This is a genomic window from Actinomadura sp. NAK00032, assembly GCF_013364275.1.
Taxonomy (GTDB): Bacteria; Actinomycetota; Actinomycetes; order Streptosporangiales; family Streptosporangiaceae; genus Spirillospora.
In genome coordinates this window covers 644,820-659,762 of sequence record NZ_CP054932.1, presented here as the reverse complement: position 1 = coordinate 659,762, position 14,943 = coordinate 644,820, and the positions used below count along the sequence as shown (strand labels likewise).

Here is a 14,943-nt window from a genome sequence, read left to right as displayed (position 1 = left end):
GCACCGCTCAACTCGCCTTGGGTTCTCGCGCTGCGCGGGTGTCGGCGTAGTGGTTCGCTCGCATTTCGATGCGCGCCTGGGACGGCCAGTGGACGTCGTAAGCGCAGCCCAGTTTCTCCAGGAGGCGGATCAGGGCGGCGCTGGGGTCGGTCTGGCCCTTGAGGACGCCGTGGCGGGCGCTGGTCGGCTCGATGTGGTGCCAGTTGTGCCAGCCCTCGCCGAAGGTCAACATCGCCACCCAGCGGACGTTCGAGGAATGGTCGCGGGTGGTGAAGGCCTGGTCTCCGTAGCAGTGCGCGATCGAGTTCACCGACCAGGTGACGTGGTGGACGACCGCGTAGCGCACCAGGCCCGCCCAGAAGAGGGCCGTCCAGAAGCCCGTCCACGACCAGGTGATCAGGCCGCCGGCCGCGGCGGGCAGCAGGAAGGACGCGGCGGCGATCGCCGGGTAGGCCGCGTCCACCCGGCGGATGTCGCGGTCGGCGAGCAGGTCGGGCACCCAGTGCGCGCGGTTGGAGCGCCTGCGGGCGCTGTAGAACCAGCCGACCTGGGCGTGCAGCAGGCCGCGCACCAGCGCGAAGCCGCTGTCGCCGTAGGCCCAGGGCGAGTGCGGGTCGCCGGGCTTGTCGGAGTACTTGTGGTGCCTGCGGTGTTCGGCGGCCCACAGCGAGGGCGGCCCCTCAAGGGCCAGCGCACCGGCGAGGGCGAACGCCACCCGGACGGGACGGGGGCACTTGAAGGAGCGGTGGGTCAGCAGGCGGTGGTAGCCGACGCTGATGCCGAAGATGTTGACGGTGTACATGACCAGGGCGAGCGCGATGTCGACGGGCCCGACCATGCGCCCCCAGGCGGCGGCCACCGCCGCGACCACGGCTAACGGCGGAATGACGACCAGGACCATCAAGTAGGCGTGCCGGCGGGTTACGGAGACCGGGAGCGTCTCGCCCATCGCCCGATCCGCCTCCGCCATCCGATCCTCCCGCCATCGGTTCCACCCACAGGTCGGGCCCATTGAACTGCGGAGACGCAGCGGACGGCAGTCGCCTGACAGATAGGCAACCATCACCGACTGAAGTTACTTAACTACTCAAAGTGCCAAATCTCTTGGCGGTGACGGTTTCGACTCTTACTCTCTGGATCCGGCCGGTCACGACTTGGGAGCTGATGCCATGCAGCCAGAGGGGTACCTCGCCGCCTACGACGCCCTCGTCCGGGCCGATCCGGCCGCCGCCCAGGCCCGGCTGGCCGGGTGGCTGCGCACCGACTGGCGGGAGCTGTTCGCCGAGCTGCGCGCGGACCGTCCCGTCCTCGCGGCGCCGGCCTTCACCCTGGTCACCCGGCACGCCGACGTCACCGAGGTGCTGTCGCGGCCGGCCGCGTTCACGGTCAGCGCCTACCGTCCGTCGATGGAGGCCGCGCTCGGCGCCCCGATCATGCTGACCCGCGACGGGACCCCGATGAACTGGCGGGAGAAGGGCCTGATGCGGGTCATGCTCGCGCCCGAGGACGTGCCCGCCGTGCGCGCGCTCGCGGGAGAGCTCGCCGACGAGGCACTGGACGGGGCGCTCGACGGCGCCGGCGGGGGCCTCGACGCGGTCGCGGAGGTGTTCCGGGGCGTCCCGCTGAGGGTCTGCGCCCGCTACTTCGGCTTCCCCGGGCCGGACGAGGCGACGCTGTCGCGCTGGTCGCGGGCCATCATGACCGACGTGACCGCCAACTTCGCCGGTGATCCGGGGGTGCACGCGGCGTCGGTCGCGGCGGGCGCGGAGATGATGGCGTACCTGCGCGGCCTGGTCGCCGAGCGGCGCGCGGCGCCCGACGGCGCCGACGTGCTCGGCCGGCTGGTCCGCACCCGGCTGCCCGCCGAACTCGGCTTCGACGACGAGCGCGTCGCGGTCAACATCGCCGGCACGTTGCTCGGGTTCGTGGAGAACGCCGCCGGGTCCATGACGAACGTGGTGTCGCTGCTGCTCGGCCGGCCCGACCTGCACGCCGCCGCCGCTGCGGCCGCCGGCGACCCCGAGCGCTTCGACGGCCATGTGTGGGAGGCGCTGCGCTTCGACCCCTTCCTCAAGATGATCGCCCGCTACTCCGTGCGCGACCACGTCCTGCCCAGCGGCGAGACCGTCCCGGCCGGACGGCTGGTCCTGGCCGCGGTCGCCTCCGCCATGTTCGACGACGACGCCGTGGACGACCCTGCCGCCTTCCGGGCCGACCGGTCCGAGGACGCCTGGATGCACTTCGGGCACGGCCCGCACGCCTGCCTGGGCGTGCACCCGGGCCGGGTCGTGATCGCCGAGACCGTCCGCCGGGTCATGCTGAGACCGGGGCTGCGCGCGGGCGGGGACGTGCGCCGCGACCGGGACGTCTTCCCCGACGGCTTCCCGCTGCGGTTCGACGCTCCGGCGCGGGAGGGGGCGTGAACGTGCGCAAGCCCCGCCCGAGCGCCCGCGGCTTCGCCTCCGACGGCGTCAGCAACCGGTTGCGGTTCCTCGCGCTCACCCACGGCCGGCCGCTGTGGCGGCTCGCCGAGTCGTCCACCGCGCTGCGCCGCCGCATCAACGCCGCCGTGATCGACCAGGCCTGCCGGGAGATGCCGCCCCGGCCCGAACCGCTGAGCACGATGGCGCCGTACACGTCCTGGTCGTCGCTGACCGACCGGACCTACAGCGGCCGGCACCTGCCGCCCGTCCCCGATCAGGAGACCGGCCGCCCGACGGTCGAGCAGGCCGCCGACCTGTTCGCCCGCGACGGCGAGATGACGCCCTGCCCCCGCTCCACCGTCCTGTTCGCCTACTTCGCCCAGTGGTTCACCGACGGGTTCCTGCGCGGCGAGTCCGAGGAGCCCCGCGACCCGCGGCGCAGCACGTCCAACCACGAGATCGACCTCAACCCGCTGTACGGGCTGACCGCCGAGGCCACCGACGCCGTGCGCGCCCGCGAGGGCGGGCTGCTCAAGAGCCAGCTGATCAACGGTGGCGAGTTCCCGCCCTACCTCTGCGAGAACGGCAAGATCAAGCCGGAGTTCTGGGCGCTGACGGCGGTCCGGATGGACATGCTGACCGACGCGCAGCGCGACACCCTGTTCGCGACCGGCGGCGACCGCGGCAACGTCCAGGTCGGCTTCACGATGATGACGGTGCTGTTCCTGCGCGAGCACAACCGGGTCGCGCGGACGCTCGCGGCGGAGAACCCCGGCTGGGACGACGAGCGGCTCTTCCAGACCGCCCGCAACATCGTCATCGTCGAGGTCATCCGGCTGGTCGTCGAGGAGTACATCAACCACATCACGCCGTACCACTTCCGGTTCCTGCTCGACCCCCGCCTCACCCGGATGCTGCAGCACGCGCCCTGGCACCGGCAGAACTGGGCGTCGGTCGAGTTCAACCTCGTCTACCGCTGGCACAGCCTCATCCCGTCCAGCCTGGTCGTCGGCGACACCGAACTGCCCGCCGCCCGGACGCTGTTCGGCGGCGCCCTGATCCCCGGCCCCGGGCTCGGCAGGCTCTTCGAGGACGCCTCCGAGCAGCGCGCCGGACGCATCGGCCTGTTCAACACCGACCCGATCCTGCGCGAGGTCGAGATCTCCTCGATCGCCGACGCCCGCGCCTTGCAACTGGCGTCCTACAACGACTACCGCGCCCACTGCCGCTTCCCCAGGGCGCGCGGCTTCGCCCAGGTCTCCGGCGACCCGCGCGTGCGGGAGGCCCTCGCCGACCGGTACCGCAGCGTGGACGACCTGGAGCTGTACGTCGGGCTGTTCGCCGAGGAGCCCGGGTCGCCCGCCGCCGTCCTGCCGCCGCTGCTCACCAAGATCATCGCGATCGACGCGTTCTCGCAGGCGCTCACCAACCCGCTGCTGGCCCCCCGGGTGCTGACCGCCGCGACCTTCACCCCCGGCGGCCTGCGGACGATCGCCGAGACCCGCACGCTCGGCGACGTGCTCGCCCGCAACACCCCCGAGGACCCGCGGCCCCGGTTCGTGAGCATGACGTGGCGAGGAGCCGCGCGATGACCGCCCCCGCCGGCCCCGCCGGCGGGAACCCGGGCGCGCTGCTGCCGGCCGCCGCCCGCGAGCTCGCCGAGATCGCGCACACGCTGCGCGAGGCGTCCGTGCACGCCACGGCGGCGCTGTCCGATCCGCAGGTCGCCGGGGCCGCGTGCCGCGCGCCGCGCGAGGGGTGGCGGGCGCAGCGGGCGCTGGCCCGCGCCGTCACCGACCCCGCCGGGCTCGGCTGGGCCCCGGCGGGCGGCGTGCTCGGCGTCCTCGGCGCCAAGCTCGGCGGGTTCGCCGGGACGCCGAGCCTGCCCGTCGCGGTCATGACCACGTCGCTGCGGCTGCGCATCGCCGCGGTCGCCCTCGCCGAGCCCGCGCTCACCGAGGACCCGCTGGTGCGCCGGCTGGTCGAGGCGGCCGGCGAGGGCCGGTCCGGCGTGCTCGCCGCACTGCGCGACCTGATCGCCGATCGCGGCGCGGCGGGCGCGCTGAGCGCGGTGTCCCCCGTCTTCAGCGAGGTCCTCGCGCTGCGGGCGCTGCTCGACCGCAACCCGCTGAACGACCACACCGCCTGGCTCATCGCCACCGGCTCGGGCGCCGCGACCGCCGATCCGCTGACCGGGCTGAGCAACCGCGCGATCGCGCGGCTGGACCGGGGCCGCGGCGCCGCCCTGCGCGCCGAGCCGACCGCTGCGGAGGCCGCGCGGTTCTGCTCGGAGGCGTCCCTGCTCGGCCTGCTCGGCGACCTGCTCGCGGTCGGGCCGACCGGGCGCGCGCTGCTGCTCACCGTGCGCGGCCCCGACGGCGCCGAGCGGTACGTCGTGCTGGCGCCCGGGATGCGGCTCGGCGCACCGGACGGCGCGTCGCCCGCCGACCTGCTCGGCGCGTTCAGCAGCACCGTCCAGGACAGCGGCCCCTACAGCCGCGCCCTCGCCAAGGCCATCGACGACTACCGGATCCCCGCCGGCGCCGACCTCGCCCTGGTCGGCCACAGCGCGGGCGGCGCGGCGGTCATGAGCCTCAGCCAGGACGCCGCGCTCAACGCCCGGTACCGGCTCACCCACGTCATCGCGATCGGCTCGCCGATCGACTTCAAGAGCCCGGCGGACCCGGCGACCTGGGTCGCCAGCGTCACCAACCGGCACGACATCATCCCGAGCCTCGACGGGCAGGGCGCCGGGAACTGCTTCACCGAGGGGCCCGGCCGGTACGTCGTGGACTACACCGACCCGACGCACATGTTCCCCGCCTGCCACCGGCTGGAGCACTACGCCGCCAACATCGAGCACGACCTTCCGGAGGCGCGCGCGCACATCGAACAGCGGCTCGCGCCCTACAACGGCCCTGTCGTCCACCGGCGGCTCTACCAGCTCTACGACGACGCGCGCCGTCCGGAGGGCTTCCCGTTCCTCACGGTCGCCGCCCGCGCCGAGCCCACTCCCGACGGCCCGGTGGAGTTGCCCGCGCGGACGTCGGACGCGGCGGCGCTCACGGCCTGGTTCGCGGTCGACGCCGCTTCGGCCGCCGCCGTCCTGGAGGAGTCCGTTGGAGCCGTCGCGGTGCGGGCCGGTGCGCGGGCGCTGGTCGCGTTGTCCGTCCACGACCATCGGGTGAGCACGCTCGGGCCGCACCAGGAGGTGGCTCTCGGGGTCCTGGTCCACGATCCGTGGTGCCCGCGTCCCGTCGGCGTCTGGCTGGACCTGCTGCGCCGCCCGCACCTGCGCGGCGCCGGCCTGTGGACGCTCGCCACCGCACTGAGCACTCCCGCCGCCGGGGCCGCCCACCGCAACCTGTGGAGCGAGCACGCCTTCACCGCGCCGATCCGCGCCCGGCTGGACGGCCGTACCGCCGCGCTCACCGTCGGCACCCCGGATGACCGCGTTCTGACCTTCGCCGGGCCGCTCGGCCCGAGCAGCCCGGCGCGCTCCGGCGACCTGGTCGTCTACTCGGCGCTCGCGGGCGCGACGCTGCGCACGCTCGTCCACACCCATGGGCAGGCCAGGCTGCACCCCGCGCCCCGGGCCCGACTCCATGTCGGAGCAGGCGACGACCCCCTGGCCGCCCGGCTGCGCGCCCTCGGCCTCGACGGCGCCCGTCCGATCCTCTGCCTCGGCAACCCGCATCGGATGCTCCGGCGCGATGCGGGCACCCTCGTCTTCCCTGCTTAGGAGGCCGTTTTGCCCGTCCGCCGCTCGGTCGCCGACTCCGCCGCCCTGCTGCGCTCCGACGCGGAGGCCGTCGAACACGCCGCGGCCCGCCTCCGCGCCCTGATAGACCGCCTGCGGGACGATCCGGCGACGCCGCCGTGGTTCATCTCCATCGCCGAAGCCCACATCACGGCCGCCTCGACCGCCGCCACCGATCTGGCAACCGCCGCCGCCCACCTGAACACCCTGTCCGGGGCGGAGTCATAGCTGGTCGGTGTCCGTCAGTGGAGGCAGTTCGATGGTCGGGGTGAGGCGGCGGCCTTGGCGGGCGTCGATCGCGTCCGGCCGTGTGTCGTCGGCCGTGGCGGCGAGGTGACGGAGGGCTTGGTCGCGCATGGCCGCCGCGCCGGGGTCTCCCAGGCGGCGAAGGTCGGTGGACAGGTTGACGGCACCGGCCAGGGTGAGCGGGTGCGTCTCGCCGAGACGTGTGCGGAGTGCGGTGAGGGTCGTCCGCCCGAGGGCGGCGGCTGCTTCGAGATCGCCCTGGGCGGCGTGATCGCCGGCCATGTTGACGGCGCAGGTGAGCGTGTAGGGATGGTCGGGGCCGAGGCTCTGCGACAGCCCTTGGTGGGCGGCGTGGTTCATGGACGCAGAGCCCGAGCCGGCGCCTTCCAGCCTGCATGCCGCGGCGAGATTGCTCTGGGCGGCGTAGGTGAAGGGGTGCTGATCGCCGAGCACCTCGGTGATCTTGCGCAGGGTGGTGCCGAGCTGGTCGGTCGCTTCGTCCGGCCGTCCTGCGGCGAGCAGGGTGTTTCCGAGGCTCAGCTGGAAGACGAGATCGTCCACGCCGCTGGGGTCGTGCCGGGTGCCGATATCGGTCAGTATCTCCAGCGCCCGCTCTGGTCCTGAAGTGGGGGCGCCCGGATCGGAGCCCATCAGTCGCAGGATCACGGCTGCGTCCCTGCCCACCATGGCCTTTACCGTGTTGCCGACCGTGGAGGAGAGGGACACCGCCCGTGCCTCCCCCGAGAGAAGCCGTCCGGCGCCGTAATCGCCTGCGAGGGTGGACGCCCTCGCGGCACCGCTGAGCGCCATGGCGGCGAGCGCCCATCGCCGCGCCGACCTCCGGCTTAGCAGGGCCTGGGCCGCCTGTGCGTAGGTTCGGCAGGCGGAGTCGTAGTCGCCCGCGAGCTCATGATCGAGAGCGAGGAGGAGAGCTGCGCCGAGGGCCTCTTCGCCGGTGTCGCCGAAGAGTTCCACGGCGGACGCGGCCGCGCGGCGGTCGAGGTCGCGGGCCCTGGCGAAATCGCCCGTGAGTCTGAGGTCGACGCCGAGGGACCGAGCCGCGGACGACTTCGCTTCGGCCTGCGTTTCGGGGATCGCCTCCCACGCGTTCTGAGCGATCTGCAGGGCCGAGGCGAAGTCGCCGAGTGCGCGGTGGGCGCGGGCGCGCAGCAGTTGGGCCTGCCGCATCAGCGGCTCGGCCGCGTCGAGGTCCTCCTCCCACGCGGACACCGCCCGGTCCATGAGGGTCTGGCAAGACGCGTGGTCGCCGGTGAGGGCGAAGAACCGCGCGCACTTGAGGACGAATGAGCGGACGTCCGGATGCGAGCACTCCAGCGTCGCCGTGAGGTAGATGTGTCCGGCGAGGTCAGAGTACTGGTCCCGCGCCTCGGGGGCGTCGGGGTCGCTCGCGCCGGCGGCGAGCATCAGATGCACATGGTGCAGGAGGCGTTCCCGCTCGGCCGGGGGGACGTCGTCCCGGACGAGGGCGGCGACCAGGCGGGTGACCTGGATCTTTCGGCCCGGCGTGTCGACCGTGACGAGACCGTAGCGGCGCAGGCGGCTCACCGTCTCCAGGAACCTCAGCGGGTCGGCGAGCGACTCCATGCCGGCGACTACGCGATGCGCGGTGTACAGCACGTCGAACGGGATGGGTTCGGGGCCGAAGTGCGCGCAGTGCCTCAGCAGGATCGCGGCGAGCACGTCCTCCTCGAAGACCTGCTTGAGGGCCGACTCCATGGCTGCCATAAGGCTCACCGGGTATTCGGTCGGGCGGCCGTTCCGCAGTCTGGCATCCGCCTGGTTCTCCAGTTCAGCCAGGTAGTCCTCGGCGGATCGTCCGGTCTCGGCGAGCAGCCCGGCGGCGTTCTCCAGTGACGTGGCCAGATCACCGAGGTAGTCCGCCAGCGCGTCGCCGGTGGTCTCGTCCAGTCCGGGGATCCTGTGTCGCAGGAAGGCCAGGCTTTCCCGCCTTCTGAAGACGTCGATGGCCAGCCCCGCCGCCCTGGACGACCATCTGTGGTTTCTGGAGGTCACAAGGACATGGCCGGGACCTGACGGCAGCAGGTGATGCAGCTCGTCCGGCTCGTCGCAGTTGTCGAAGATGAGCAGCCACCGGTCGTAGGGGCTGCCGGTCTGGAGCGCGTGCAGCACCGAGGTGATCGCGGCGTCGGTGCCCACGTCCGCGGCCTGCCGCGCGCCGATGTAGGCGCCGAGTCTCGCCAGGTTCCCCCGGACCAGGGAGGGCTGGTCCGAGGGGATCCACCAGACCAGGTCGTAGTCGTCTCTGAAGCGGTAGGCGTACTCGATCGCGAGCTGGGTCTTGCCGACACCGCCCAACCCGTGGAGCGCCTGCGTCGTGTCGCCGCCGGCAAGGCGGCGCCTCAGCTCCGCCAGTTCATCGTCGCGGCCGGAGAAGTACGGGTTGCGCGGTGGGATCCGTCCCCAGACGTGCGGGTTCCGGCCGGCCTGCCGTTCGGTGCTGCGCATGCCGCTCGTCTCCGACCACAGGGCCAGGGACGGGAACCGGGCGGCGAACTCCTCGCCTCCGGCGGACGACAGCGCGTCCAGCAGCCCGCGCGCCTCCGTGTCGCCGCCGGCGGCCAGCGCCGCCAGGACGGGGACGCGGACGTCGAGGTCCCGGTCCTCACCGCCGGCGACGCGGCGCAGCACCTCCGGCACACCGGCGAGGCCCGCCTGGAGGATGGCCCGTGCGGCGTCCAACCGGGCCTCGGCCGTCAGCGCCGGCAGGACGATGACGTCCTCCAGGCAGCGGACGGTCTCGGCGTGGCCGCCGTCGGCGAGGGCCAGCAGCGCGCGCAGCCGCTGCCCCGGGTCGGCGTCGGCGTCCTCGGTGATCTGCCGGTACCACTGGGCGGCCATGGCGCCGCCGGCGGCCCCGGAGATGGTCGCCGGGGCCAGGGACGCGAGCGTCTCCCGTTCCTGGTCGGTGGCCGCACCGCGCAGGACGAGCCGTTCGAGGAGCCATCGCCGGACCTCGTCCTCGCCGGACTCTCTCAGCGCGGTCCGCAGGATCGCGCTGCCGTCCGGGAGCACCGCACACAGTGCCTCGGCCGTGAACGCCCGCACCCAGGGCGACCCCTCATCCCCCGTCGCCAGGGTGGTGAGCCGACCGGTGACCTGGTCGTCGGAGGTCAGCTTGACCAGGACGTCCAGCGCCTCGGGCGCGCTGCGGTCGTCTCTGATCAGCTGGTCGAACAGCCGGTCGACGACCTCGGCGCGCAGGTAGGCGCCGACCGGGATCCCGTCCGCGACGATCTCGCCCGCGACGCAGGTGTCCGCCCCGCCGCGCTCCATCAGCAGCGTGACCATCGGGTCGGCCGAATGGGCGCTCCGCGCGAGGGTGAACAGGGCCAGGTTGCGGCCGTCCGGGCTGCGCGCGTCCGCCAGCCAGCTGGCGCGGTCGAACTCGCGCCCCCGGGGGCCGGCCGCGAGGTACTCGGCGATGCTCGGATGGGCGAACTGCAGGCCGCCCGTGCGGGGGACGATCAGGCTGGTGCTCGTCAGGAGCCCGCGCACGGACGCCTCCCAGCCCGGCAGGCCGTCGAACAGGTCCGGCGGCGCGTGACCGCGCACCCACGCCGCGGCCGAGGCCGCCACCTGGGTCCCGCCCTGCGACAGGCACAGGTCCGCGGCGCCTTCCAGCAGGTCGCGCAGGTTGTCCGACAGCCAGTCCCACGCCTGCCTGCCCCGCGCGCCCTGCCGGCCGAGGTCGGCGGCCGCGCCCTCGTCCTCGTCTTCCCTGGCGCGGCGCGAGTTCAGCAGGTGCTGGATGAACCGCTCGTACAGGCCGGCGCGGCTGGTGGGCAGGGCGTCGTCCTGGTCGGTCTCCAGGATGAGCGCGGTGATGGTCGCGATGAGCGGAACCCTGGCGATCGCCGATAACCGGGACGACGACACCGCCGCCACGAACCGCTCCAGCGTGATCGGCGGCGCCTCCAGCCCCGGGCTGTGCGTCCGGTCGCGGTGCGCGACCCAGCGCTCGGCGAACGCGTACAGATCCCGCTGCTCGAATCCGCGGAGCGCGAACCGCGTGATGTGCTCGCCGGAGAGGTTGCCCAGTTCCCCGAGCATCAGCGGACGTGTCGTGATCATGAATCGGCGGTGCCCGGCGTTCGCCGTCACCGCGTCGCCCAGCCTGGCCAGGACCCGGGCCCGGCGCCGCGAGCTGAGCACCTGGTCGAGCCCGTCGACGATCACCAGCCAGGACTCCGCGTTCGGCGGCCGGTCGTCGAACAGCTCCGCCCCGACCGACCGCCCGGTCACCCGGCGGCAGTGCGCCGCGAGCGCCTCCGAGACGCTCCGGTCCGCCAGGAGCTCGGCGGGCACCGACACCGGGAGGACGCTGCCGTAGGGGGCGCCGCTCGCGTCGTCGGACCGGGAGGCGTCCAGCCACCAGCGGCACTGATCCCTGAGGACCAGTGCCACGGCGGTCGACTTCCCGACGCCGGGCTCGGCCACGACGACCGTGCTCCGGTGGGCGAGGAGCATCTCCCGGATCGTGAACAGCTGCGACTCGGCCCGTCCCGGCTGCGGGACGGCCTCGGTCTTCTGCTCGACGTAGATCTCCGGAAGCGGAGGCGCCTCCCCGACGAAGTACTCGTACTGGTGCCCGCGGGCGTCCTGCCACTGCTCGGTGAGCAGCAGCCGGACGGCCGCCAGCAGCGGCATGCTCTGCCGGCGGAACGACAGCCAGGCCATGACCGCGGCGGCGCAGGCGAGCACGCTCACCGCCACGGCGATGGCCGACACGGGCCACTCCCAGGAGCCCGACGTCAGGCCCAGCGCGCGCACCGTCAAGACGATCAGAGAGCAGGCCCCGAACACGGCGGCCGTGCGGAGCCAGACGGCCCAGGTCGACGCCGGCCTGCGCGGCCCGTCCTCGGCGTCCTCGCCCCGCCGCCGCTGCGAGGACGCGATCACCAGCCCCAGGATCCCGGCGGTGGCCCCGATGACCGACGCGAACTTGTCCGCGAAGTCCAGCCACACCGGCATCCCCATGCCCACACCCTAATCCGCGCCCTCGCCCCCATTCCGCAAAAGAACGGGACCGGGAAATGGCTCCGCCATCAGTCGAGGTTGATGGTGATGTCCACGGCGTCCGTCTCCCTATCGCGGTGGATCACCAGAACCGCAGACTTTGCCTGGTACCTCTTCTCCAGAGTCCGGCCCCACTTTTCACCGTTGGGCAGCCGGTACGTCTCGACGAGACGCCATCCTCTGTCCCGCAGATGGCCGGTGGCCTGCTCGGGCCGGATCGAGGACTTCAGGTCGGTGATCAGGTAAGGCGGATCGCCCGAATCGCAGACGGCAACGATGTCGAGAGAAGTGTTGTGCAGCGGTTCCAGGTCTGCCGCGACCGCGCCGCGCACGCTGTTCAGCTCTCTCGTCTTGCCCTTGCACCAGTTCTCTTCCAAGGCGGTGAGTCCGATGATCGCTGCGATGGGGACGGCCACGGCGACGGTGACTCCCGAAGCCACACCCACCAACAGGCGATTCATGCGCCTCTCTTCCGGTCGGAACAGGCCCGCGATCGCGGTCGCGGAAATATACCGTGATCAGTTTCGGAGGCGCGCGGACAAGCCGTTCGGTGGCGGGCGCGCCCGAATGGCGGCCGGGGCTACTCGGTCGAGGCGATGGCGCGTAGGACGTCCATCGTCGAGGCGCGGCGGGCGGGCCAGACCGCCGCGACCACCCCGATGAGAGCCGAAGCCAGCACGTACAGCGCCAGTTGCCCGACCGGGACCGACAGGACGTCCATCCCCTCGTCGGCCGCCGCGTTCTGGATGCTCACGGCGATCACGACGCCCACCGCGAGGCCGAGCAGCGCGCCGAAGGTGGAGATGACCACGGCCTCGAACCGGATCATCCGGCGGACCTGCCCGCGCTGCATGCCGATCGCGCGCAGCAGACCGATCTCGCGGGTCCGCTCCACCACCGACAGCGCCAGCGTGTTCACGATGCCGAGCGCGGCGATGAGGATCGACAGCGCGAGCAGCACCAGCACCACGCGCAGCAGCAGGTCGATGCTCGCGGTGTACTGCTCCTTGATCTGCTCCCGGTTCTTCAGGTCGAGGTTCGGCCAGCGGTCCAGGGTGCCGCGCAGCGCGCGCTCGACCGTCGCGGCGTCGGTGCCGGGCGCCTTGATGATGTCGATCCGGTCGATCTGCGCGTCCGAGTAGTGCTCGGCGTAGCTCGCCGCGCCGAGGATGATCGTAGGCGCGGTCTCCAGCACCGACTTGACGTCCGCGTAGATCCCGGCGATCCGGAAGGTCGTCCGGGAGCCGTCCTGGTACTGGCCCGGCACGGCGGAACCGACCTTCCAGCCGTTGTCGTCGGCCGTCTCGCGGTTGACGAGCAGCTGGTCGGGCCCGAGCGAGGGCGAACCCGCCTGGACGCGCAGCCGGTACAGGCGCACGAGCCCAGTGGCGTCGCCGGCGGTGGCGCGGCTGGCCTTGCCGTCCAGTTCGAAGGGGGCGGTGGCGACGCCGATCGCGTCCCGCACGCCGGGCGTCTTCGCGACCGCGTCCCGCACCTCGGTGCTGAGCGGGGTGAGCGAGCTGGGCGCGTCGATCCGGTAGTCCGTGGTCAGGCCCTCGTCCACCTGCCGGTCGGTGGAGGCGGCCATCGACGCGGAGATCACCGACACGCCGCTGACCAGGGTCAGCCCGATCATCAGCGCGGACGCGGTGGCGGCGGTGCGGCGCGGGTTGCGCTGCGCGTTCTCGCGGCTCAGCCGGCCGGTCGTGCCGGCGATCCGGGCGAACGGCCAGCCGAGCAGCCGGGTCGCGGGCCGGGCGACGATCGGGCTGAGCGTGGTGATGCCGATGAACAGCGCGGCGGCGCCGCCGCCCGCGATGGCCAGGGCCGCGTCGCCGGACCCGCCGAACCCGACCGCCATCACGACCGCGCCGGCGGCCGTCTCGGCCGTCCCGGCGATCGCGCGCGGCCGCAGCGACCGGCCGCTCGCGGCCGCCGCGTCGTCGCGCATCGCCGCGACCGGCGGGATGCGCGCCGCCCGCGACGCGGGCAGGTAGGCGCCGACCAGCGTGACCAGCATGCCCACCGCGTACGACAACAGCACCGCCATCGGCGGCAGGGTCAGGTCGCCGGCGGGGACGCCGAAGTCGAGCGCCCCGAACAGCGCGATCAGCCCGAGGCCCAGCCCGCCGCCGGCGAGCAGGCCGGCCGTCGAGCCGAGGAACCCGACGCCGAGCGCCTCGCCCATCACCATCAGCGTGACCTGGCGGCGGGACGCCCCGATCGCGCGCAGCAGCGCCAGCTCCCGGGTCCGCTGCGAGACCAGCATCGAGAACGTGTTGAAGATGATGAACGAGCCGACGAACACGGCCACGAACGCGAAGACCAGCACGAACGTCCGCAGCATCTTCAGCACGTCCTTGACGGACGCGGTCTGCTCGTCGATCGCCTTCTCGCCGGTGACGGCCTCGTAGCCGGGCGGCAGCACGCGCGCGATCGCGTCGCGCAGCTCGGTCTGCGACACCCCCGGCGCGGCGTGCACGGAGATCTGCCGGTAGGTGCCGGGGTGCTCCATCAGCAGCCTCTCGGCGGCCTGCGGCTGGAACGCGGTCACGACCAGGGCGCTGAGCGCGTCCGACGAGCCGTACTGGAAGATCCCGGAGACGGTGAAGGTCCGCACGCCGGACGCCAGCACCACCTTGACCCGGTCGCCGGCCTTGTAGCCGGTCGCGTCCGCGGTGTTCTGGTCGAGGGCGATCTCGTCGGCGGCGCGCGGGCCCGTCCCGGATGTCAGCCGCATCGGCGACAGGTCCGGGTCGGCGTTCCAGTCCCGGCCGGTCTGCGGCGGCGACCCGTGGACCTCGCCCTTCTTGTCGATGACGCCGGCGAAGCCCGTGACCTCGCCGTGCACCTTCGCCACCCCGGGCGCGGACTGGACGGACGCCAGCAGCGAGGCGGGCACGGGCCGGTCGGGCGCGTCGGTGCCGAGTTCGGTGCTGACCGCGCGGTGGGTGCGCACGACCGCGTCGGTGCCCTGGCCGAGGTCGGAGAAGGCGCTGCCGATCGACCTGTCCAGGGTGGCCGAGAGGATCATCGTGCCGGACACGAACCCGACGCTGAGGATGACCGCGAGCGCGGTGAGCGCCAGCCGCAGCCTGTGCGCGAGGAGGCCCCGCAGGGCCAGGCGTGCCATCACGACCGCTCGCCCCCCGGCAGCTCGAAGCCCTTCATGCGCTCCAGGACGCGGTCGGCGGTCGGCGCGGCCATTCGGTCCACGATCGTCCCGTCGGACAGGAACAGCACCTCGTCGGCGTGGCCGGCGGCGGCCGGGTCGTGGGTGACCATCACGATCGTCTGCTCCTTGTCGCGCACCGAGTCGCGCAGGAACGCCGGCAACTCGCGGTTGCGCTGCTGCTCATATCCGTTTCCTTCACCAGGGGTCCGGCCTCGCCTCGATTCCACCCGCCGGGCGCGGGCGCGGACAGCGGGCAAGGTACGGAGCCCGCCGTACGAAGG

General features: G+C 73.1%; 9 protein-coding genes. 4 read left to right on the top strand and 5 right to left on the bottom strand.

Annotation, left to right across the window (positions count from 1 at the left end):
• Nucleotides 1–7 precede the first annotated feature (7 nt).
• Nucleotides 8–970, bottom strand: coding sequence for an acyl-CoA desaturase (locus HUT06_RS03235; protein ID WP_254714950.1), 963 nt, complete (start codon nt 968–970; stop codon nt 8–10).
• A gap of 199 nt (nt 971–1,169) precedes the next feature.
• Between HUT06_RS03235 and HUT06_RS03230 the strand changes: the two genes are divergently transcribed.
• Genes HUT06_RS03230 through HUT06_RS03215 form a run of 4 tightly spaced genes read left to right on the top strand, consistent with a single transcriptional unit; the run spans nt 1,170 to nt 6,411 of the window.
• Nucleotides 1,170–2,423, top strand: coding sequence for a cytochrome P450 (locus HUT06_RS03230; RefSeq protein ID WP_176194335.1), 1,254 nt, complete (start codon nt 1,170–1,172; stop codon nt 2,421–2,423).
• Nucleotides 2,420–4,015: a peroxidase family protein gene (locus tag HUT06_RS03225; RefSeq protein ID WP_254714949.1), complete on the top strand. Its 1,596-nt coding sequence runs from the start codon at nt 2,420–2,422 to the stop codon at nt 4,013–4,015. Before HUT06_RS03230 ends, HUT06_RS03225 begins: the two co-directional genes overlap by 4 nt.
• Nucleotides 4,012–6,165, top strand: coding sequence for a hypothetical protein (locus HUT06_RS03220; RefSeq protein ID WP_176194334.1), 2,154 nt, complete (start codon nt 4,012–4,014; stop codon nt 6,163–6,165). Before HUT06_RS03225 ends, HUT06_RS03220 begins: the two co-directional genes overlap by 4 nt.
• A 9-nt stretch (nt 6,166–6,174) precedes the next feature.
• A complete protein-coding gene (locus tag HUT06_RS03215; RefSeq protein ID WP_176194333.1) occupies nt 6,175–6,411 on the top strand; it encodes a hypothetical protein in 237 nt (78 codons plus the stop codon).
• Here the strand turns inward: HUT06_RS03215 and fxsT are convergent.
• The 4 genes from fxsT to HUT06_RS03195 all read right to left on the bottom strand — a co-directional run bounded on the left by fxsT (nt 6,406) and on the right by HUT06_RS03195 (nt 14,919).
• Nucleotides 6,406–11,448 (bottom strand): FxSxx-COOH system tetratricopeptide repeat protein, encoded by a 5,043-nt coding sequence (gene fxsT, locus HUT06_RS03210; RefSeq protein WP_176194332.1) that lies wholly within the window; start codon nt 11,446–11,448, stop codon nt 6,406–6,408. The genes HUT06_RS03215 and fxsT overlap by 6 nt on opposite strands.
• A 68-nt stretch (nt 11,449–11,516) precedes the next feature.
• Nucleotides 11,517–11,948, bottom strand: a complete 432-nt coding sequence (locus HUT06_RS03205) for a hypothetical protein (protein ID WP_176194331.1) — start codon at nt 11,946–11,948, stop codon at nt 11,517–11,519.
• 119 nt (nt 11,949–12,067) lie between these two features.
• On the bottom strand, nt 12,068–14,620 hold the full coding sequence (locus HUT06_RS03200) for an ABC transporter permease (RefSeq protein ID WP_176194330.1): 2,553 nt from the start codon (nt 14,618–14,620) through the stop codon (nt 12,068–12,070).
• The gene (locus HUT06_RS03195) at nt 14,620–14,919 is read right to left on the bottom strand and encodes a hypothetical protein (protein ID WP_368406943.1); all 300 of its coding nucleotides are present in this window, start codon (nt 14,917–14,919) and stop codon (nt 14,620–14,622) included. Before HUT06_RS03195 ends, HUT06_RS03200 begins: the two co-directional genes overlap by 1 nt.
• Between the last annotated feature and the right edge of the window lie 24 nt (nt 14,920–14,943).